At 66.5% G+C, this 17,899-nt stretch carries 21 protein-coding genes; 10 read left to right on the top strand and 11 right to left on the bottom strand.

All coding sequences use genetic code 11. The features are described 5' to 3' along the window. Positions 1 to 31 precede the first annotated feature (31 nt). Positions 32 to 1,756 carry an ABC transporter ATP-binding protein gene (locus AC07O0_RS03500; RefSeq protein WP_494620060.1) on the top strand — a complete coding sequence of 575 codons (1,725 nt, stop codon included), beginning with the start codon at positions 32 to 34 and terminating at the stop codon, positions 1,754 to 1,756. 9 nt (positions 1,757 to 1,765) lie between these two features. On the opposite strand, the gene AC07O0_RS03495 is transcribed toward AC07O0_RS03500, so the two are convergent. From AC07O0_RS03495 to AC07O0_RS03475, 5 genes are all read right to left on the bottom strand, one after another. After that, entirely contained in the window at positions 1,766 to 2,566 is an 801-nt protein-coding gene (locus tag AC07O0_RS03495; RefSeq protein WP_494620058.1) for an OmpA family protein, read from the bottom strand. Positions 2,567 to 2,755: 189 nt separating this feature from the next. Then, positions 2,756 to 3,733 carry a hypothetical protein gene (locus tag AC07O0_RS03490; RefSeq protein WP_494620057.1) on the bottom strand — a complete coding sequence of 326 codons (978 nt, stop codon included), beginning with the start codon at positions 3,731 to 3,733 and terminating at the stop codon, positions 2,756 to 2,758. 94 nt (positions 3,734 to 3,827) lie between these two features. Further along, positions 3,828 to 4,937, bottom strand: a complete 1,110-nt coding sequence (leuB, locus tag AC07O0_RS03485; protein ID WP_494620056.1) for a 3-isopropylmalate dehydrogenase — start codon at positions 4,935 to 4,937, stop codon at positions 3,828 to 3,830. Between the two features lie 99 nt (positions 4,938 to 5,036). Beyond that, positions 5,037 to 5,426 (bottom strand): RidA family protein, encoded by a 390-nt coding sequence (locus tag AC07O0_RS03480; protein WP_494620054.1) that lies wholly within the window; start codon positions 5,424 to 5,426, stop codon positions 5,037 to 5,039. Between the two features lie 68 nt (positions 5,427 to 5,494). Continuing rightward, positions 5,495 to 6,676: a lytic murein transglycosylase gene (locus AC07O0_RS03475; RefSeq protein WP_494620053.1), complete on the bottom strand. Its 1,182-nt coding sequence runs from the start codon at positions 6,674 to 6,676 to the stop codon at positions 5,495 to 5,497. A gap of 145 nt (positions 6,677 to 6,821) precedes the next feature. Between AC07O0_RS03475 and AC07O0_RS03470 the strand changes: the two genes are divergently transcribed. Genes AC07O0_RS03470 through AC07O0_RS03455 form a run of 4 tightly spaced genes read left to right on the top strand, consistent with a single transcriptional unit; the run spans position 6,822 to position 8,580 of the window. Next, positions 6,822 to 7,082 (top strand): SemiSWEET family sugar transporter, encoded by a 261-nt coding sequence (locus tag AC07O0_RS03470; protein ID WP_137884256.1) that lies wholly within the window; start codon positions 6,822 to 6,824, stop codon positions 7,080 to 7,082. Positions 7,083 to 7,121: 39 nt separating this feature from the next. Continuing rightward, on the top strand, positions 7,122 to 7,478 hold the full coding sequence (locus tag AC07O0_RS03465) for a DMT family protein (protein WP_494620051.1): 357 nt from the start codon (positions 7,122 to 7,124) through the stop codon (positions 7,476 to 7,478). Between the two features lie 5 nt (positions 7,479 to 7,483). Then, complete coding sequence (locus AC07O0_RS03460) at positions 7,484 to 8,245, top strand: class I SAM-dependent methyltransferase (RefSeq protein ID WP_494620050.1); 762 nt, start codon at positions 7,484 to 7,486, stop codon at positions 8,243 to 8,245. 32 nt (positions 8,246 to 8,277) lie between these two features. After that, entirely contained in the window at positions 8,278 to 8,580 is a 303-nt protein-coding gene (locus AC07O0_RS03455; RefSeq protein ID WP_494620048.1) for a hypothetical protein, read from the top strand. Between the two features lie 160 nt (positions 8,581 to 8,740). On the opposite strand, the gene AC07O0_RS03450 is transcribed toward AC07O0_RS03455, so the two are convergent. From AC07O0_RS03450 to AC07O0_RS03440, 3 genes are all read right to left on the bottom strand, one after another. Beyond that, positions 8,741 to 9,856, bottom strand: coding sequence for a PQQ-dependent sugar dehydrogenase (locus AC07O0_RS03450; protein WP_494620046.1), 1,116 nt, complete (start codon positions 9,854 to 9,856; stop codon positions 8,741 to 8,743). 58 nt (positions 9,857 to 9,914) lie between these two features. Further along, positions 9,915 to 11,219 carry an NAD(P)H-dependent oxidoreductase gene (locus tag AC07O0_RS03445; RefSeq protein WP_494620045.1) on the bottom strand — a complete coding sequence of 435 codons (1,305 nt, stop codon included), beginning with the start codon at positions 11,217 to 11,219 and terminating at the stop codon, positions 9,915 to 9,917. Positions 11,220 to 11,392: 173 nt separating this feature from the next. Beyond that, the gene (locus tag AC07O0_RS03440; protein WP_494620043.1) at positions 11,393 to 12,367 is read right to left on the bottom strand and encodes a Bug family tripartite tricarboxylate transporter substrate binding protein; all 975 of its coding nucleotides are present in this window, start codon (positions 12,365 to 12,367) and stop codon (positions 11,393 to 11,395) included. Positions 12,368 to 12,568: 201 nt separating this feature from the next. Here AC07O0_RS03440 and AC07O0_RS03435 point away from each other — a divergent pair, with 201 nt between their 5' ends. Then, complete coding sequence (locus tag AC07O0_RS03435; RefSeq protein WP_494620041.1) at positions 12,569 to 13,546, top strand: hypothetical protein; 978 nt, start codon at positions 12,569 to 12,571, stop codon at positions 13,544 to 13,546. A gap of 5 nt (positions 13,547 to 13,551) precedes the next feature. On the opposite strand, the gene AC07O0_RS03430 is transcribed toward AC07O0_RS03435, so the two are convergent. Then, a complete protein-coding gene (locus AC07O0_RS03430; protein WP_494620039.1) occupies positions 13,552 to 14,031 on the bottom strand; it encodes a YaiI/YqxD family protein in 480 nt (159 codons plus the stop codon). Between the two features lie 102 nt (positions 14,032 to 14,133). Then, on the bottom strand, positions 14,134 to 14,454 hold the full coding sequence (locus tag AC07O0_RS03425; protein WP_494620037.1) for a hypothetical protein: 321 nt from the start codon (positions 14,452 to 14,454) through the stop codon (positions 14,134 to 14,136). Between the two features lie 348 nt (positions 14,455 to 14,802). Here AC07O0_RS03425 and AC07O0_RS03420 point away from each other — a divergent pair, with 348 nt between their 5' ends. Genes AC07O0_RS03420 through AC07O0_RS03410 form a run of 3 tightly spaced genes read left to right on the top strand, consistent with a single transcriptional unit; the run spans position 14,803 to position 15,467 of the window. After that, a complete protein-coding gene (locus tag AC07O0_RS03420; protein ID WP_152017057.1) occupies positions 14,803 to 14,988 on the top strand; it encodes a hypothetical protein in 186 nt (61 codons plus the stop codon). 10 nt (positions 14,989 to 14,998) lie between these two features. Then, a complete protein-coding gene (locus AC07O0_RS03415) occupies positions 14,999 to 15,229 on the top strand; it encodes a hypothetical protein (RefSeq protein WP_494620035.1) in 231 nt (76 codons plus the stop codon). 4 nt (positions 15,230 to 15,233) lie between these two features. Beyond that, the gene (locus AC07O0_RS03410; RefSeq protein ID WP_494620033.1) at positions 15,234 to 15,467 is read left to right on the top strand and encodes a hypothetical protein; all 234 of its coding nucleotides are present in this window, start codon (positions 15,234 to 15,236) and stop codon (positions 15,465 to 15,467) included. A gap of 33 nt (positions 15,468 to 15,500) precedes the next feature. On the opposite strand, the gene AC07O0_RS03405 is transcribed toward AC07O0_RS03410, so the two are convergent. Further along, complete coding sequence (locus AC07O0_RS03405; protein ID WP_494620031.1) at positions 15,501 to 16,487, bottom strand: phosphatase PAP2 family protein; 987 nt, start codon at positions 16,485 to 16,487, stop codon at positions 15,501 to 15,503. 163 nt (positions 16,488 to 16,650) lie between these two features. Between AC07O0_RS03405 and AC07O0_RS03400 the strand changes: the two genes are divergently transcribed. Then, complete coding sequence (locus tag AC07O0_RS03400; RefSeq protein WP_110487959.1) at positions 16,651 to 17,853, top strand: pyridoxal phosphate-dependent aminotransferase; 1,203 nt, start codon at positions 16,651 to 16,653, stop codon at positions 17,851 to 17,853. The last annotated feature ends 46 nt before the right edge of the window (positions 17,854 to 17,899 follow it).

Raw genomic sequence — 17,899 nt, 5'->3', positions numbered from 1 at the left:
CGCGCCGCCGCGTGCTAAAGCCCCGCCCGCCATGCTGCGTCGCTTCTTCGCCTATTACCGCCCGCATCGCGGGCTCTTCATGCTCGACTTCGGCTGCGCCGTGGTGTCGGGGCTGCTCGAGCTCGGCTTTCCGGTCGCGGTGAAGCTGTTCGTCGACCAGTTGCTGCCGAGTGGCAACTGGAGCCTGATCGTGCTGGCCTCGCTCGGCCTGCTGGCGATCTATCTGGTCAATGCCGGCCTGATGGTGGTGGTGACCTATTGGGGCCACATGCTCGGCATCAACATCGAGACCGAGATGCGTCGCAAGGCGTTCGACCATCTGCAAAAACTCTCCTTCGGCTGGTTCGACAACCAGAAGACCGGCCATCTCGTCGGGCGCCTGACCAAGGACCTGGAAGAGATCGGCGAGGTCGCCCATCACGGGCCGGAGGATCTGTTCATCGCGGTGATGACCTTCATCGGCGCCTTCGCGCTGATGCTGATGGTGCATCCGCAGCTGGCGCTGATCACCGCGATCATCGTGCCGCTGATCGCCTGGCTGGTCAGCCGCTATGGCCGGCGGATGACGGCGAACTGGCAAAAACTGTTCGGCAGCGTCGGCTCGTTCAACGCCCGTATCGAGGAGAATGTCGGCGGCATCCGCGTCGTCCAGGCCTTCGCCAACGAGGAGCACGAGCGCAGCCTGTTCGCGGTCGACAACCAGCGCTATCGCCGCACCAAGCTCGATGCCTACCGGCTGATGGCGGCCTCGACCTCGCTCTCCTATTTCGGCATGCGCCTGACCCAGATGGCGGTAATGATCGCCGGCGCCTATTACGTGCTGATCGGCGACCTCAGCGCCGGCGGCTTCGTCGGCTTCCTGCTGCTGGTCACGGTGTTCTTCCGGCCGATCGAGAAGATCAACTCGGTGATCGAGACCTACCCGAAGGGGATCGCCGGCTTCCGGCGCTACACCGATTTCCTGGATACGCGGCCTGACATCGCCGACCTGCCCGGCGCCATCGCCGTCTCCGGCCTGAAGGGCGACATCACCTATGAGAACGTCAGCTTCGGCTATACGCCGGACCGCAAAATCCTGAAGGGCATCAACCTCAATATCCGTGCCGGCGAGACCATCGCCTTCGTCGGGCCCTCAGGGGCCGGCAAGACGACGATCTGCTCGCTGCTGCCGCGCTTCTACGATGTCGAGGGCGGGCAGATCGCGATCGACGGCATCGACATCAGGCAGATGACGCTGGCCTCGCTGCGCGGCCAGATCGGTATCGTCCAGCAGGACGTCTTCCTCTTCGCCGGCACGCTGCGCGAGAACATCGCCTACGGCAAGCTGACGGCGAGCGAGGACGAGATCGTCGAGGCTGCCCGGCGCGCCCGGCTCGACGAGATGATCGCGCGTTTGCCCGACGGGCTCGATACGGTGATCGGCGAGCGCGGCGTCAAGCTCTCGGGCGGGCAGAAGCAGCGCCTCGCCATCGCCCGGATGTTCCTGAAGAACCCGCCGATCCTGATCCTGGACGAGGCGACCTCGGCGCTCGACACCGAGACCGAGCGCGCCATCCAGGCCTCGCTCGCCGAATTGTCGAAAGGCCGGACCACGCTGGTGATCGCGCATCGCCTCGCGACGATCCAGGACGCCGACCGCATCATCGTCATCGACGAGAGCGGCGTCGCCGAGCAGGGCCGGCATCAGGAACTGGTACAGCGGCCGGGCATCTACCGGCGCCTGCACGAGGCGCAATATGGCGGAGGCCGGCGGTAGGCGGCTGCTTCAGAAGCGCTGCCGCGTCATGATCCCGCCGGCCGGTGGATCCGGCTCGTCGAAGAGGTCGCCGGCGCGGAAGAAGATCACGACCTTGCGCATCTCTGCGCTCTCGCCATCCGGCCAGCCGCGCCGCCAGGGCACCGGCCTGAAGCCCCATTGGCCCAGCATGATGACGTCGACGAGACCGAGATACCAGGCGAAGCGATAGGCCTTCTGTGCCCGTCGCCGCGCCAGCTCGAGATTGAAGGCCGGCTCACCGGTATTGCTGTGGAAGCCGTAGACGCGGATCATCCGGAACGTCTTGCCGAAGGCGCGCAGATTGGCCGTGAAGATCGCGTCCGTGTGCTCCTGCTTGAGCTCGTCCTCGCCGATGTCGTAATGGCTCAACTCGGCCAGGATCGACCCCGGGCTGGTGACGGCAGCCAGATCAGGGTAGGCGGCGCGTATCTCCTCCGAGCTGGTCAGGACGCGCCCTTTGCCCCGCGCACCGTCCGCCAGCTCATTCAGCCGTTTCAGCGTGTTGCCGCCGGGATCGACCACGCCGTCAATCTGGCGGAAGGCACCCTTGCCACGCCAGAAGGATTGGAACTCCCAGATCGCCTCGGCGAGCGCCTTAGGCACGGCGCCGTCCGCTCCCGGCCGGGGCGGCGGCTGCCAGAGCTCGCGCTTGCCGCCCTGCTTGCCCGGAATCTTCACGAGCAGATCGATGATCGCCGCCTGATCCTTCGCGAGGTTGGCGACATTCTGGGTACGATTGCGCAGCCCGACCGGGCCGCTGATGCTGACCGCCATGTCTTCGACAGCCAAGGCTGCCCCCTGCTGACCGATGCACGTCAGGATAGCAGCCGCGATGCGATTTCGCGTAGGCAAAGCGCGCGGCCTCATCCGCGAGCGCTTTGCGGTCTTCAGCGAGCAAATCGCCGGTCGTGACGTAACCTGCCCCAAGGCATCTCGCCTGCGAGTATCCCCGGGGACAGGTTTGATGAGCGATCGGCTTCAGCCGCGCGTTTCGAGCGCCTTGACGATCGCGTCGCCCATCTCGGTCGTCGAGACGGCGTTGGCACCGGGCGCGGCGATGTCCGAGGTCAGAGGCTGGATATGCGGGGCTCGAAACGCGAGCTTCATGCCCATCGACCATGGCAAGCTCGACGGCAGGGCGGACACCGGCTGTGCCCTTGCGGCCTCGACCACCTCGCTCGCAAGCGTGCGCAGCCGCGACAGTTCGGCATCGAAGCGAGCAAGCTGCCGCAGCCCTTTCTTGAAGGTGCCGCGGAGCTCGGGTCTCAGGAACTCCAGAACCAGAGCGCGATCCATCTCGCTTTCTTTCATGGCGACGAACAAGGCCGTCGCCATGATCCGGTCGTTCACAGGCAAGTAGCCGCCGCCGCGCCACCAGCTCCACGCTCCGTCCGTCAGTCGCTGCGCGCAGGTGTTCGACAGAAAGACCCCGAAGCCAAGGAACGCGACACACAGGTCGATCAGGAATTCATACTCGTCCTCGGCGACGGGCAGATCGCTCCCCGGAGGGACGAGCACATGAGAAAGCTCGTGTGCGAAGGTCGAGATCAGGTTCTCGTGATCCTTGAGCAGTTCGGGATCGTAGCTGATCTCGAACTGCCCCGGCCCCAGCGTGCGGCAGGTCCCGAGGGGTTCGGGTTTCTCATGGTGGAGTGCGATCCGCTCGCTCACGATCGATGCGCGACGCGGCGGCTGAGCGACTAGCGCAACCGAGACATCGTCACCGAGGCGGACATAGTGCCGGACCTGCTCAAAGATGCGCAACGCCAGCGCGTGGCCGCGCTCCTGATCGGCGATGAAATGCCCGTTGCCCGGCACGAGGCTCGGTACGTCCGAGAGCGGCACGTCACCGGAGAGGTTCCGGATGAACCATTCGAATACGCCGAGCTGCCACCTGACAGTGTCGTCGTCGACGATCCGAGTCGGAAAAGGCCACATCACGCACCGCAGCAGCAAGCTTGAGAAGGATCGCTGCTATCGGCCGTTACGTCAACCATTCCGGGTTTCCACCTTAGGTGCACCCGGAATGGTAGTTCCAGAGAAGCCCGCTTCAGCCGCGGGCTTCGAGCGCCTTGACGATGGCATCGCCCATCTCAGTGGTCGAGACGGCGTTGGCGCCGGGCGCGGCGATGTCCTTGGTGCGGGTGCCGGCGCCGAGCACGTCGGCGATCGCGCCTTCGAGCCGGTCGGCCGCCTCGCCGGCGCCGAAGGAATAGCGCAGCGCCATGGCGAAGGAGCCAATCATCGCGATCGGATTGGCGAGGCCCTTGCCGGCGATGTCGGGCGCCGAGCCGTGCACGGGCTCATAGAGCGCCTTGCGCTTGCCGGTGCCCTTGTCCTCGGCGCCGAGCGAGGCGGAGGGCAGCATGCCGAGCGAGCCCGTCAGCATCGCCGCGACGTCGGAGAGGATGTCGCCGAAGAGGTTGTCGCAGACGATGACGTCGTATTGCTTGGGCCAGCGCACCAGCTGCATGGCGCAATTGTCGGCCAGCACATGCTCGAGCTCGACGTCCTTGTAGCTCTTGGCATGCAGCGCGGTGACCGTCTGCTTCCAGAGCACGCCGGTCTTCATGACGTTGTGCTTCTCGGCCGAGGAGACCTTGTTGCGGCGGGTGCGGGCCAGCTCGAAGGCGACGGCGCAGATGCGCTCGATCTCGCCGGTCGTATAGAGCTGGGTATCGACGCCGCGCTTGGAGCCGTCCTCCAGGGTGACGATCTCCTTCGGCTCGCCGAAATAGACGCCGCCGGTGAGCTCGCGCACGATCAGGATGTCGAGGCCTTCGACGACCTCGGGCTTCAGCGACGAGGCCGAGGCCAGCGCCGGATAGCAGATCGCCGGGCGCAGATTGGCGAACAGGCCGAGATCCTTGCGCAGGCGCAGCAGGCCGGCCTCGGGACGGTGCTGATAGGGCACATCGGCCCATTTCGGGCCGCCGACCGCGCCGAAGAGCACGGCGTCGGCGTCCTGGGCGAGCTTCATGTCGCCTTCGGAGATTGCTGCCTTGTGCGCGTCATAGGCGGCGCCGCCGACGAGGCCGCGCTCGAGCGAGAACGAGCCGAGGCCCTGCTTCTCGAACCAGGAGACGATCTTCTCGACCTGCCCCATCACCTCGGGGCCGATGCCGTCGCCGGGGAGCAGCAGGAGCTTGTGGTTCGCCATCGATTGAGCCTCGCGCAACAGAAATGCGCTGGCTGCTTAGGGGCGCGCCGCGATGGGCGCAAGGCCGGGATTGCAGCCCTGCCCCGCTGCAGCGGGCGCTCAGGCCGATGCGAGCCGCGCCGTCACCTCGATCTCGACCTTCATCTCGGGCTTGAGCAGGCCGGCGACGATGTACATGCCGCCCGCCGGGCGGATCTCGCGGAAGGCTTCGCCGCAGACAGCCAGCACCGGCTCGCAATAGCTGCGATCGGTGACGAAATACTGCGCCCGCACCACCTGCGCGAGCGAGGAACCAGCCTCCGCCATCACCGTCTCCAGTGTGCGGAAGATGTTGCGCGCCTGCTCGGCCGGATCCTCCGGCAACGTCATCGTGGCATAGTCGTAGCCGGTCGTGCCGGAGATGAAGACGAGATCGCCGTCGACGACGGCACGGGAATAGCCGAAGGCGCACTCGAAGGGCGAGCCGGTGGAGATGAGACGGCGGGTCATGACAGGGCTCCGAGGATGCGCCCTGCCCTCTGCCAGGTTAATAGGCCGTGGCCCACCCGTTTCCTGCGTCAGACCCGTCCGCCCTTCAGCGCGCGCAGGACCTTCTCGCCGGGGCGGCCGGTCTGCGGCATGCCGACCTTGGCCTCGATCTCTTTGATCGCGGCCCGCGTCAGCGCGCCGACGGCGCCATCGGGCTCGCCGACATTGTAGCCGCGCTGGATCAGCAGGCGCTGCAATTCGCGGCGCTGCTCACGCGACAACGGCAAATCGTCGGTCGGCCAGTCACCCTGTACGCCCGGCCGGCCGCGCAGGCGGTCGGAGAGGAGCGAGATCGCGAGGGCGTAGGAATCCGCGCCATTGTAGCTGTAGGCGGCGTCGTAGTTCTTGAAGACGAGGAAGGCCGGGCCGTTGCTGCCCGCCGGCATCAGCAGGCCGGCATTGCCCGAGCCGGAGAGCGCCGAGCCGTCGAACTTGACGATGCCGCGCGCCGCCCAGGACGAGACCGGCTGCTTCGGGTTGCGCCCGGTCGGGCCGGAATAACCACCGGGGACGCGGACCTCATAGCCCCAGGTCGCGCCGGTGACCCAACCAGCCTTGGCCATGAAGTTGGCGGTCGAGTGCAGCGCATCGGGGATCGAATCGACGAGATCGCGCCGACCGTCGCCATCGCCGTCGACGGCGAGCCGCAGATAGGTCGAGGGTATGAACTGGGTGTGGCCGAAGGCGCCGGCCCAGGAGCCGAACAGCCGCTCGGGACGGAGGTCGCCGCGCTCGATGATCTGCAGGGTGGCGATCAATTCGCCCTTGAAGAAGGCGTTGCGGCGCGGCGCCAGGCAGGCGCCGGTCGAGAGCGCCTGGACCAGCGGCATCTTGCCTCGCGCCTTGCCGAAATCGCTCTCGACGCCCCAGACGGCCGCGATCGTGTGGCGGTCGACGCCGAAGCGGCTCTCGGCGGCGGCGAGCGTCGAGGCGTGCTGGCGCATCATCGAGCGCCCTTCCGCCACCTTCTCGTCGTCGACCAGCGTGCCGAGATAGTCCCAGATCGGCGTCTTGAATTCCGGCTGGTTGTTCATCGCCTCGATCACCTTCATGTCGGGCGTGACACCCGCCATGGCGCGATCGAAGGTGGCGCCGGAGACGCCCTTGGCGGCAGCGGCCGAGCGCAGGCCGGCGACGCAGGAGTCGAAATCGGCGCGCGCACCGGTCGCGGCGAGGAGCAGGAAAGGCAGGGCCAGGATCGAAGCGCGCATGGGTCCACCGAATCGCAGGATTGACGCAAAACTAGGGCGCTGCGGTTAACGGAGGTTAACCATGCGCGTCCGGGGAGCGCGCGGCGCGCCGAAACCGGCTATGTCTGCCGACCTCTCTTTACCGCGCGAATCGCTGCAGGTCCGCATGTCCACCGCCGCCATCGAAGCGCTCGGCTTCTGTGCCGCCCTGCTCACCACCTTCTGCTGGCTGCCGCAGGCCTGGCAGACGATCCGCACCCGCGACACCAGCGGCATCTCGCTGTGGACGCAGGCGCTGTTTGCGACCGGTATCGTGCTCTGGCTGATCTATGGCGTGCTGATCGCCTCCTGGCCGCTGATCGGCGCCAATACGGTGACGCTCGCGCTGGTTCTCGTCATCCTGACGATGAAATTGCGCTACGGCTGAGCCACGAACCCCGCCCCACCGCACGATCCGGAACCTGCCATGCCAGCTCTCAGCGCCGCCCATCTCTCACCGATCGGCATGCTGATCGCCTCGAACGTGTTCATGACCTTCGCCTGGTACGGCCACCTCTCCTACAAGAGCACGGCGATCTGGCTGGCGATCCTGGCGAGCTGGATGATCGCCCTGCCGGAATACATGCTCGCCGTGCCGGCCAACCGCATCGGTCACGGCGTCTATTCGGCGGCCGAGCTGAAGACGATCCAGGAGGTGGTGACGCTTTGCGTCTTCGCCTTGTTCTCGGTGTTCTGGCTCAAGGAACAGCTGACCTGGAACCACGCCATTGGCTTTGCCCTGATCGCGGCCGGCGCCTTCTTTATCTTCAACGCCAGGGCCTGAACGAGATGGCGCCGATCCCGCATTCCGGCCACCCCGCGGTCGAAACCTATCTCACTGAGGGCTATGAGCGCGTCGTTGGCATGTCCTCGCGTTTCGCCGCCGCGGTCTGCGCGCGGCTGCTGCGTTTGCAGACGGAAGAGGGCGTCGGCGGGCCGATCGCCGAGATCGGCGCCTTCGAAGGCCGCTTCTTCATCGCGCTCGCCCATGCGCTCGAACCCGGCGAGATCGCACTCGGCCTCGACATCTTCGAATGGCCGAACCCCGAGGTGAAGGATCGCTTCGAGGCCAACTGCCTGAAGCACGGTATTGCGCCCGAGCGCCGCGTCACCATCAAAGGCGATGCCGGCGCGATGTCTCCGGCCGAGCTGATCGGCCATGCAAGCGGCGAGAAACTGCGCTTCATCCATATCGATGGCGAGCATTCGCGCGCGGCCTTGAGCAAGGACCTCGCGCTCGCCACCGCCTGCCTTTCCGGGGGCGGGCTGATCGTGCTCGACGACATGCTGCACCCCGGCTATCCGACGCTGATGGTCGCGGTCCAGGAGTATCTTTCCGCCAATCCCGGCATCGTTCCGCTGTGCATCATCGACCGGGAGACCATTGTCGGCGCGACCAAGTTCGTGCTTTGCCAGCGCGACTGGTTCGAGCGTTATCAGGCGGTCATGCTGACGATCTTCAAGGAGCAGATCTGGCCGCTGGGAGCCGACTTCGAGCCACATTGGTGCCTCGTTCTGTCGCTCGATACGCGGCTCGCCGAGATCACCTGATTCTGCCCGGTTTCTCCCGAAGGATGCCTGCCTTGCTCAAGCCGATGACGCTCGCCCTGTGCCTTGCCGCCCTGTCCGGCGCCGCCCTTGCCGGGCCGACCTGTTCGCCGAGCGACGAGCGCGCCCGCATCCTCGCCTCGGCCTCTCAGGGCAATCTCCACCGCGACTGGAAGGGCGGAAACCAGGTCGGCTATGGCTGGTCGCTGCAGGTCGACCGCAGCGTGCGCGACGCCGCCGGCACCGAATACTATGTCGGCGACCTCTACGACACGCGCGGGCAGCTTGCGACCCGCAAGGTCTTCGTCGTCGAGCGCGAATGGGATTGTGGGCCGTGAGCTTCCCGTCTTTCCGGGGCAGGCCGCAGGCCTGAGCCCGGAATCCAGAGCCGATGCCCTATCCGAAAGGGCCTGTCGGCCCTCGCACCTCTATCACAACTGGCATCGGTTCTGGGTTCCGGGCTCTTTGCTGCGCAAAGCCCCGGAATGACAGCGGCAATTATCGCACCGGCCGAACCCGCAGGACCTTGCCGTTCGAGTCGTCACTGAGCAGGTAGAGATAGCCGTCCGGCCCCTGCCGGACATCGCGGATGCGCTCGCCGAGATTGCTTAGCAGCCGCTCCTCGCCGGTGACCTTCTCGCCATCCGTCGAGAGCCGCGAGAGCAGCTGGCCGGCGAGCGCGCCGACGAAGAGCGAGTTCTTCCAGGCCGGCCAGCGATCGCCGGTGTAGAAGGCGGCGCCCGAGGGCGCGATCGACGGATCCCAGTAGAACAGCGGCTGCTCCATGCCGGGCTTGCTCGTGCCGTCACCGATCTTCACGCCGGAGTAGTCGATGCCGTAGGTGATGACCGGCCAGCCATAGTTCAGGCCGGCCTTGGGCGTGTTGACCTCGTCGCCGCCGCGCGCGCCGTGCTCGGCCGTCCAGAGCTGGCCGGTCTGCGGGTGGAGAGCAGCACCCTGCACATTCCGGTGGCCGATCGACCAGATCTCCGGCTGCCAGCCCGACTTCTTCGGATTGCCATCCGCCGCGCCGCCCTCGGGGCGGATGCGCAGCACCTTGCCGATATGGTTCTCCGGGTTCTGCGCCTGATCGCGCTGGCTGTAGCGGTCCCCAACGGTGACGAAGAGCGCCCCCGTCCGGTCGAAGACCAGCCGCGAGCCGAAATGCATGTTGCTGGCGATCGTCGGCAGCTGCCGGAAGATCACGCTGAGCCCCTCCAGCGCAGTGCCGTTGGCGCTCAACCGGGCGCGGGCGACGCTGGTGCCGTTGCCGTTGGCGCGGGGCTCAGCGAAGGAGAGGTAGAGATAGCGGTTCTGCGCGAAGTTCGGATCGAGCACGACGTCGAGCAGGCCGCCCTGCCCGCGCGCCACCACATTCGGCACGCCCGCGATCGGCGCCGAGAGCTTGCCGTCGTTGCCGACCAGTCGCAGGCGCCCCGGCCGCTCGGTCACCAGCATGCGCCCGTCAGGCAGGAAAGCGAGGCCCCAGGGGTTCTCCAGCCCGCTCGCCACCGTCTCGACCGCAAGCTCACCGGCGCTCGACGGATAGCGCTGCTGGGCTGTCGCCGGGATGGTGAGAGCCAGCGCGAGGGCTGCGGCGAGAACGAAACGCATCGACATCTCCTGATCGCTACCGGCCCCTTGCGACACCGGCTCAAGGAGAATGCACGATTCAGCCACCGGTTGCTTCGAGCTCACGCCGAAGTGAGACGATCTGCGAGGCTTCGTCCAGCGCGACATCGGCGCTGGTGACCACCGCACCGGCGGCGACGTCGCGCTTCAACGTCACGCCATGCGCGAGCCCGATCGGCAGCGCTTTCGCCGCGCGGCTGGCGGCAGCCGGCATCAGCTTGCCGTAGACGGTGTAGCCGCCCTCACCGTCCAGCATCTGCCCGGCCTTGAGGTCGCGCTTGGCGGTCGCGACCGCATCGCCGCGCCAGCTCTTGGTCGTGCCGGTCGGTTCGCCGCGCAGCGCCGCGTTGAGCACCGAGAGCGAGAGCTCGAGCCCGATCAGGTGGAAGGGCTTGTACATCGCCGCATAGAGGCCGGTGGAATCGGTCGGCAGCCCGTATTGCTTGAAGCAGGCGGCGGCATAGGGGTTCGGCGCCTTCAGCACGACATAGACGCCCCAGCGCAGGTCACGGAAGACCGGCCGCCCGTCACGTTCCAGCGAGGAGACGACCTCGACCATGCCGTCATGATCGAGCTGGCCGCCGACCGCCTTCGGCCGCAGGACATGAGCGAGATCATCGACGCCGCAAGGCGGGAAGGCGAGCCCATCGGCCGGCACGTCGAGCCCGCTGGCATTGGCGATCGCCGCCATCTCGATCGCCGACTTGGTGCCGTCGAGGAAGGAGTTGAACATTTGCGGGTTCATGCCGGCGGCCTTCGCCGCCTCCGGCGTCAGCCCGTAATGGCTCCAGACCTCGTCCGGCGTGACGCGGTGATAAGCCGGCAGGTACTTCGTGCCCTTGCCGGCGGCCGCGACGGTGAAGCCGGTGGCGCGCGCCCAGTCGACCATCTCGGCGACGAGCGCCGGCTGGTCGCCATAGGCCATGGAATAGACCACGCCGGCCGCCTTGGCCTTGGCCGCCAGGACGGGGCCGACCAGCACATCGGCCTCGACATTGACCATGATGACATGGCGGCCGGCCGCGATTGCAGCGAGCGCGTGGCGGGCACCGGCGGCCGGGTGTCCCGTCGCCTCAATCACCACCTCGACGCCGTCCAGCTCCGCTGCGATGACGCCGCTGTCGACGAAGCGTGTGGCGGCGATGCGAGCCTCGTCCCAGCCGACGGTGCGGCAAGCCTGGCGCGCCCGTTCGGGGTCGAGATCGGCGATCGCCGCGACCTCCAAGCCCGCGATATGCGGCACCTGCGCCAGGAACATCGAGCCGAACTTGCCGGCACCGACCAAGGCGCAGCGGACGGGGCGGCCAGCCTCGGCACGCGCGGCGAGCTTGGGCATCAGGTTCATGGGCGGTGCTCCGTTAGCATCGATCCTGTCGGGCACGCCCTACCCGTCATGCTCGCCATCGTGGCGAGCATCCACGTCTTGAACACCGCGTGCGATCAAAGAAGCGAAGACGTGAATGGTCGGGACAAGCCCGACCATGACGAAAGAGGCCGACATGCGATGGCGCGCTAGGCTCACTCCGGCTTGACGCCGGCGTCCTTGATGATCTTCTCCCAGGTTGCGATTTCCTGCTGATGATAGGGCCGGAAGGCGGCGGGGTCGCGGACCTTGAGAGTGAAGCCGAGCTTGAGGATCTGCTCGGCGATCGCCGGCTTGGCCAGCGAGGCCAGCACGGCCTTCGACAGCGTGTCCAGCACCGGCGCCGGCGTCGCGGCCGGGGCGAAGAAGGCGGCCCAGCTGTCGGCGTCGGCGTCGGTCACGCCCTGCTCGCGCAGGGTCGGGATGTCCTTGGCGCGCGGATTGCGCTCCGGGCTCGCCAGCGCGATCGCCCTGAGCGTGCCGGCATTGATCTGCTCCAGCACCGAAGGCAGCGTCGAATTGGCGATGTCGATGCGCCCGCCGATGATCTCCTGGACCAGCGGCGCGGCGCCCCTGAACGGCACATGCGTCATCTTGATGCCGGTGCGCTGCATGAACAGCTCCATGGCGAGGTGCGAGCCGGAGCCGACACCCGTCGAGCCATAGTTGAGCTTGCCCGGATCGGCCTTGGCGAGCGCGATCAGCTCCTTGATGTTTTTGGCCGGCAGATCGTTGCGGACGACGAAGGCGTGCTCGAAGGCGCCGACGCCGGCGACCGGCGCGAAATCCTTGACCGCGTCATAGCCCGGCTCCTTCAGCAGGAACATGTTGTTCCCGTGCGTCTGGTTGTTGCCGAAGATGAAGGTGTGGCCGTCGGCCTCGCCCTTGGCGACGGCGCGGGTGCCGACCGCCCCCGAGGCGCCGGCGCGGTTGTCGACCAGGACGTTCTGGCCGATCGAGGTCGAGAGGTCCTGCGCGACGAAGCGCGCGATCGCATCGGTCGGCCCGCCGGCCGGATAGGGCACGACCAGGGTGATCGGCTTCGACGGATAGCTCTGCGCCCGGACGATGGCCGGAGCGAAGACGGCGCCGGCAACGAGGCCGAGCGTGGAACGGCGGGTCAGCGACATGGATTTCCTCCCGGGAGCCCGATTGGAAGACGGGCTTTCGCGGCAGGATTAGGGGCAACGTCCCAGTTCGTCCAGCCGCCCGCGGCTCACCACACGCACAGCGTGGCGCTGTCGTGCCACTGCTGCTACGCTGACTGGGATAGCCGTGCCTTGAGCGAGACTTTGTCCGCTCCAATCTGCTCGCAAAGCGCAGGTGACCAAATGGCGATCCGGCCCTTCATCCTCGAGCCCAACTACGACTCGTTCTTCGACCGTGCGGGAACGGGACAACCCGCGCAGCTTCGCATCAGGTTGAAAGTGACGCTTGTTCCCCTCGACCCCTCGACGGCGTGGGCGAGAAGCCGCCATGCCTCCAACCTTCCGGGATCGCCTGCGGGACCGCTTCCCCCGTCCCATCTGGCTGCGAGCGAGTCCGACTCCAAACGCGGCAACGTCGTCGACGCCGGCGGCCAACCCGTGCCCTGCCGCAGCTGGCTCGCCAGTGAGTGGCAGGATTTCACCAAGCGCTTCAAACACATCGTCGAGACCGTCTGGAACAACCAGATGGTGTTCCTCCCGACCGAGAATGGCGACAGCCTGAGCGACGCCGATTTCTGGCAACTGATCGGCAATCCCAAGGTGCCGGCGCATGTCGCCGGTGTGCTCGAGATCGATCTGCAGCCGACCGGTGCGGGCAGCCATGCCATCATCGAGGTCGCGCATCTGGCCAATCCAGGCGCGAGTTTCCGGGACCGGATGACCCGCATCACGGACGAAAGCGTCCAGTTCGGGGAGCATAATTTTAGGGCGGGCCGGGCACGCGGGATCGGTGGGAAGACCGGGCAGTTCGCTGCGGCGCACGAGGTCGGCCACTGGCTCCGCAACCCCGGATCGACAGTGTTCGACCACATCGATCGGTCCTATGCGCTCACCCTTCCCAGAGCCCAGCAGGACACTGCGCAATACGGCCGGACGCTCGGGCGATACTATTCGATCATGGGGGGCGGAACCGTCGTGACGGATCATGACGCCACACCGTGGATTTCACGCCTGCGCCGGCAGACACCGATGAAACTCGGCTGGATGTATGTGCACAGGATCGACTTCCGCCGCAGCCTGAGCGAGGTGTCTGCGCGTCAGAAGCGGCTGCTGCTGGCTGCCGGGTTCCTGCCCAAGATTCTTCAAGGGCAAATTCCCTAGCTGAGCTAGGCCACAAACCCCGCCCGCTTCAGCCGCTGCACCGCGACGTCCAGCGCTTGCAGGAAGGCCGAGCGATCCTTCTGCGAGAACGGCTTCGGGCCGCCGCTGACGCTACCCATGGCGCGCAGGTCTTCCATCATGTCGCGCGTCGCCAGCGCCATGCCGATCGAGGCTTCGGTGAAGGGCTTGCCGGTCGGGCCGATCACGTCGGCGCCGGCCTTGATGCAGCGATCGGCGAGCGGGATGTCGGCGGTGATCACGATCGCGCCGCGGCGGGCGCGCTCGGCGATCCAGTCATCGGCCGCATCGAAATTGCCGGGCACGACGACGCGCTCGATCCAGGGCTCGCGCGGCACCTGCATGAAGCTGTTGGCGACGACGAAGACCTTGAGCCGATGCCGCTCGGCGACACGATAGACCTCCGGCTTCACCGGGCAGGCGTCGGCGTCGACATAAATGGCGATGCTGTTGGAAACGGTATCCATACAGCCGGAATCGCAGGCTGTATGGCGGGACGCAAGCGGCTTGTCGTCGAAACTCTGCTAGCGCCTCGAACCGCCGGGAGGCGGCTCGGGGCAAAAAGACGATCAGTCACAAACCTGAACCCGCCGCACCACGCCACTGACGCGCGCCCGGGTCCAATAGCAGGGACCTTGCTGTTCCGCGGCGGGTACCGCCGTCACCGTGCCCCGGCGCGGCGCCGCGTAGTATTCCTGCTGCGCGGGCACGACCACGGTCTCCGCAGGGCGGGGTGCAGAAGCGGCGAGCGCACCGATGCCCAGGCCGCCGATGCCGGCCGCGACCAGCGCGGGAATGAGCACGGGGTCAGCCGCGGCAGGGGTGGACATGCCCATGCTGCCGACCGTCAGGGCGAGCCCCGAGACCGCAGCGATCATGATCTTTCTCATATCAGCCTCCGATGCAAAGCCCGTGAAGCGAAAGGTCTCGCGATACGGGACATTGAACAAAGCCACCGACCTCGCACGGATCGGCAGAGGTCCGGAAATGATGGGCGGCGAAGGGTGATGATCCCGTGACGACAATCGGAAGCACTGTGATGATTTCGTGATGATTTCGTGCCGGCGACTGAGCCAATTTATGCATTTATACATCGCGTTCGAAGCTCGAATTCACCGCCAGTTCAGGCATTTTGTGCCTTCCAACCGTCTTTATGCGGCCCTTATGCGCCGCAACGCCTTCCACATGGCGGTCTTATCGGGACCAGACCTACATCATCGGCATCGATGGAGGTCGATATGTCGATGAACAACGCCTTGTTCCGCACCAGCCAGCAGCGCCGCGCCCGCGCCGTCTATGACAGCGTCGCCAGCCGCCGCCCGGTCGTCGGAATCCTCTGCGCCGAGATGGTCGCGCTCGCCGTGTTCGCACTGGCCGCCGCCGCCTTCATCGGCCTGCGCGCCTGGTTCGCCCTGCCGAACTGAGGACGCCACCATGGGACAATTCAAGCCGCTGCAGCCGCTCAACGGCGAGAGCCATCTCTTCCTGGTCGGCCAGTCGAGCCACGGCTTCTGGGTCGCGCGCGACCTCGAAGGCCGCAGCGAAGGCATTTTCCGCAACCAGAAGGACGCGGTCCGCTTCGCCCTCTCCGAGGGTGGCCACCCCAATGCCGTGCTGATCTCCCCGAACGAGGTCGAGCCGAGCTATGGCCTGGGCATCCATTGAAGGCATGCCTGCAGCCGACAAGGCGAGCCGCGACCTCGACAGGGCGCTGCTCGCCATCTTCCTAGAAGCCGCCGGCGCACTGATCGATCAGCTCGTCGAGGCCGGCATCGTCGATCCCGCCGACATCGCCCGCCGGCTCAACCGGCGCGGCTTTCCCTGTTTCGGGCGGCCGCGCTGGAATGCCGTCGCGGTCGCGACGGTACTGCGTCGCCGGGAACGCCTGCGCGAAGCAGCCTGACATGGGGGCCGGCGTGTGACACGCCTGCCCGCATCAGCCTCGAAGCCCGGTCAGCATGCTCGGCCGTCGGGCAGCGGCAACGACGACTCCCATCGTTGCATGGCCGGTTTTCCGCTGCGCGATCAGCCTGTGCAAGGCAACCGTCATCACCGCGCCGACGATGACGTCGATGAGATGGTGACCACCGATCGGAATGGTCGATATGATGATCACGCCCGCCACCGCCCAGGCCAGCGCGGTCACCGCGCCGAGCCCGCGCAAGGCCAGCGGCACGCACAGCGCGGCGGCCGTATGGAAGGACGGGAAGGTGATCAGGCCTTCCGTGGCAGGCAGGCTGAAACGGGTGAAGGTCCCCGCCCGAAGCGCCTCGAATTGAGCGAGATGCCAAACCCCGGCATCCGACGAGATGGCACTGCGCACGGTTTCGTCGGGACGGAAATGCACATAGGCGCCGACGGCCGGGACGATGCCGGACAGAACGGCGGCCAGCAGGCAGGTCCCGACAAGCAGCAGCATGAATTCCACGATGCGATGGTGCCATTGCAGCACGTTGAGCAGGACGAGCACATAGATCAGCGGCACGATGGTGCCGTGATAGGCGTAACCGAGCAGCCAGATCAGAGTGGGGCTCTCGTTGAACCAGGCGACGACCGCGAGCCAATCGAAGCCGAGCCAGCTATCGACCCGCGCCAGAACGGGGTCCATCAGCGGCATGCCCGCGCCAAGCCCGGCCGTGGCGTAGGTGAAGATCGCGAGTGGCGCCGGCATCAGCAGGAACCAGGCCACACTCAGCGCAGACGACGTCGCCACAGCATTGCCGAGCCAGGCGGCAGCCAGGACGAATCCCGACGCGATCGCGAGGACGAGCCCCATGGTGCGCCAACTGGCCGGCTCGATGGTGATGCCGAGCCAGGCGAAGCTGAGGAGGCCAGCCACCAGCGCGCCGGCCAACAGCCCGAAGGGCAAGGCGAAGGCACGGATCAGCATCAGGTTGGCGGCGGGAAGGGCGCGGATCATCATGCCGCAACCTCTCGCAACCGCGTTTCCATGCCGTTACCGCAGGTGACGTCTGCGCACCGCGTCGCATCGCATCATGAACGAATGCTTGCGAGGCCGGTCATGCGGGCCTAGGAAGCACCCCGCGCCCGCGATGGGCGCCTTTGCCCTCCCGGAGACCTGGACCATGGCTTTCCTTGCCGACGCCCTGAAGCGCGTGAAGCCGTCTGCGACCATCACCATCACGCAGAAGGCGCGCGATCTGAAAGCGCAGGGCAAGGACGTGATTTCGCTCTCGGTCGGCGAGCCTGATTTCGACACGCCCGATAATATCAAGCAGGCGGCGATCGCGGCGATCAATCGCGGCGAGACGAAGTACACGCCGGTCTCCGGCATCCCGCAGCTGCGCGAGGCCATCACCCGCAAGCTGAAGCGCGAGAACGGCCTCGACTACAAGCCGAGCCAGACCATCGTCTCGACCGGCGGCAAGCACGTCATCTACAACGCCCTGCTCGCGACGCTGAACCCGGGCGACGAGGTGATCTGCGTTTCGCCCTATTGGGTCAGCTATCCCGAGATGGTGGCTTTGTGCGGGGGAACGCCGACCTACGCCGAGACGAAGATCGAGAACGAATTCAAGCTGCAGCCGCAGGAGTTGGAGCGCGCGATCACGCCCCGGACCAAGTGGGTCATCCTGAACTCGCCGTCGAACCCGTCCGGCGCGGCCTACAGCCATGCCGAGATGAAGGCGCTGACCGATGTGCTGATGCGCCACCCGCATGTCTGGGTGCTGACCGACGACATGTACGAGCATCTCGTCTATGGCGACTTCCAGTTCGTGACGCCGGCCCAGGTCGAGCCCGGCCTCTACGATCGTACCCTGACGATGAACGGCGTCTCGAAATCCTACGCCATGACCGGCTGGCGCATCGGCTACGCGGCGGGTCCGCAGCACCTGATGAACGCCATGGACCTTGTCCAGGGCCAGCAGACCTCGGGAACCTCGGCGATCTCGCAATGGGCCGCGGTCGAGGCGCTCGACGGCACGCAGGAGCACATCCCGGTGTTCCGCAAGGCGTTCGAGCGCCGGCGCGATCTCGTCGTCTCGATGCTGAACCAGACGCGCGGGCTGGTTTGCCCCAAGCCCGAAGGCGCCTTCTACGTCTATCCCGACTGCTCGGCCCTGATCGGCAAGACCATGCCCAACGGCAAAAAGATCGAGACCGACGAGGACCTCGTGATGGGGCTGCTCGAGGGTGAAGCGGTCGCCGCGGTGCACGGCTCGTCCTTCGGCCTCGGCCCGAACTTCCGCATCTCCTACGCCACTTCGGACGAGAAGCTGGAAGAGGCCTGCCGCCGCATCCAGCGCTTCTGCGCCGAGCTGCGCTGAGATTGGACAGAGGCCGGCAGCTCGCCTGCCGGCCTCGTTCTGACCC

It is taken from the genome of Allobosea sp. GW821-FHT10B12, assembly GCF_059415545.1.
This window is presented reverse-complemented; position numbering and strand designations above follow the sequence as displayed.

Excerpts from the sequence above, each read along its gene's own strand:
- AC07O0_RS03500 (WP_494620060.1), top strand. The coding sequence starts at position 32 with ATGCTGCGTCGCTTCTTCGCCTATTACCGCCCGCATCGCGGGCTCTTC.
- leuB (WP_494620056.1), bottom strand. The coding sequence starts at position 4,937 with ATGGCGAACCACAAGCTCCTGCTGCTCCCCGGCGACGGCATCGGCCCC.
- AC07O0_RS03480 (WP_494620054.1), bottom strand. The coding sequence starts at position 5,426 with ATGACCCGCCGTCTCATCTCCACCGGCTCGCCCTTCGAGTGCGCCTTC.
- AC07O0_RS03475 (WP_494620053.1), bottom strand. The coding sequence starts at position 6,676 with ATGCGCGCTTCGATCCTGGCCCTGCCTTTCCTGCTCCTCGCCGCGACC.
- AC07O0_RS03470 (WP_137884256.1), top strand. The coding sequence starts at position 6,822 with ATGTCCACCGCCGCCATCGAAGCGCTCGGCTTCTGTGCCGCCCTGCTC.
- AC07O0_RS03465 (WP_494620051.1), top strand. The coding sequence starts at position 7,122 with ATGCCAGCTCTCAGCGCCGCCCATCTCTCACCGATCGGCATGCTGATC.
- AC07O0_RS03460 (WP_494620050.1), top strand. The coding sequence starts at position 7,484 with ATGGCGCCGATCCCGCATTCCGGCCACCCCGCGGTCGAAACCTATCTC.
- AC07O0_RS03450 (WP_494620046.1), bottom strand. The coding sequence starts at position 9,856 with ATGCGTTTCGTTCTCGCCGCAGCCCTCGCGCTGGCTCTCACCATCCCG.
- AC07O0_RS03445 (WP_494620045.1), bottom strand. The coding sequence starts at position 11,219 with ATGAACCTGATGCCCAAGCTCGCCGCGCGTGCCGAGGCTGGCCGCCCC.
- AC07O0_RS03440 (WP_494620043.1), bottom strand. The coding sequence starts at position 12,367 with ATGTCGCTGACCCGCCGTTCCACGCTCGGCCTCGTTGCCGGCGCCGTC.
- AC07O0_RS03435 (WP_494620041.1), top strand. The coding sequence starts at position 12,569 with ATGGCGATCCGGCCCTTCATCCTCGAGCCCAACTACGACTCGTTCTTC.
- AC07O0_RS03430 (WP_494620039.1), bottom strand. The coding sequence starts at position 14,031 with ATGGATACCGTTTCCAACAGCATCGCCATTTATGTCGACGCCGACGCC.
- AC07O0_RS03425 (WP_494620037.1), bottom strand. The coding sequence starts at position 14,454 with ATGAGAAAGATCATGATCGCTGCGGTCTCGGGGCTCGCCCTGACGGTC.
- AC07O0_RS03420 (WP_152017057.1), top strand. The coding sequence starts at position 14,803 with ATGTCGATGAACAACGCCTTGTTCCGCACCAGCCAGCAGCGCCGCGCC.
- AC07O0_RS03415 (WP_494620035.1), top strand. The coding sequence starts at position 14,999 with ATGGGACAATTCAAGCCGCTGCAGCCGCTCAACGGCGAGAGCCATCTC.
- AC07O0_RS03410 (WP_494620033.1), top strand. The coding sequence starts at position 15,234 with ATGCCTGCAGCCGACAAGGCGAGCCGCGACCTCGACAGGGCGCTGCTC.
- AC07O0_RS03405 (WP_494620031.1), bottom strand. The coding sequence starts at position 16,487 with ATGATGATCCGCGCCCTTCCCGCCGCCAACCTGATGCTGATCCGTGCC.
- AC07O0_RS03400 (WP_110487959.1), top strand. The coding sequence starts at position 16,651 with ATGGCTTTCCTTGCCGACGCCCTGAAGCGCGTGAAGCCGTCTGCGACC.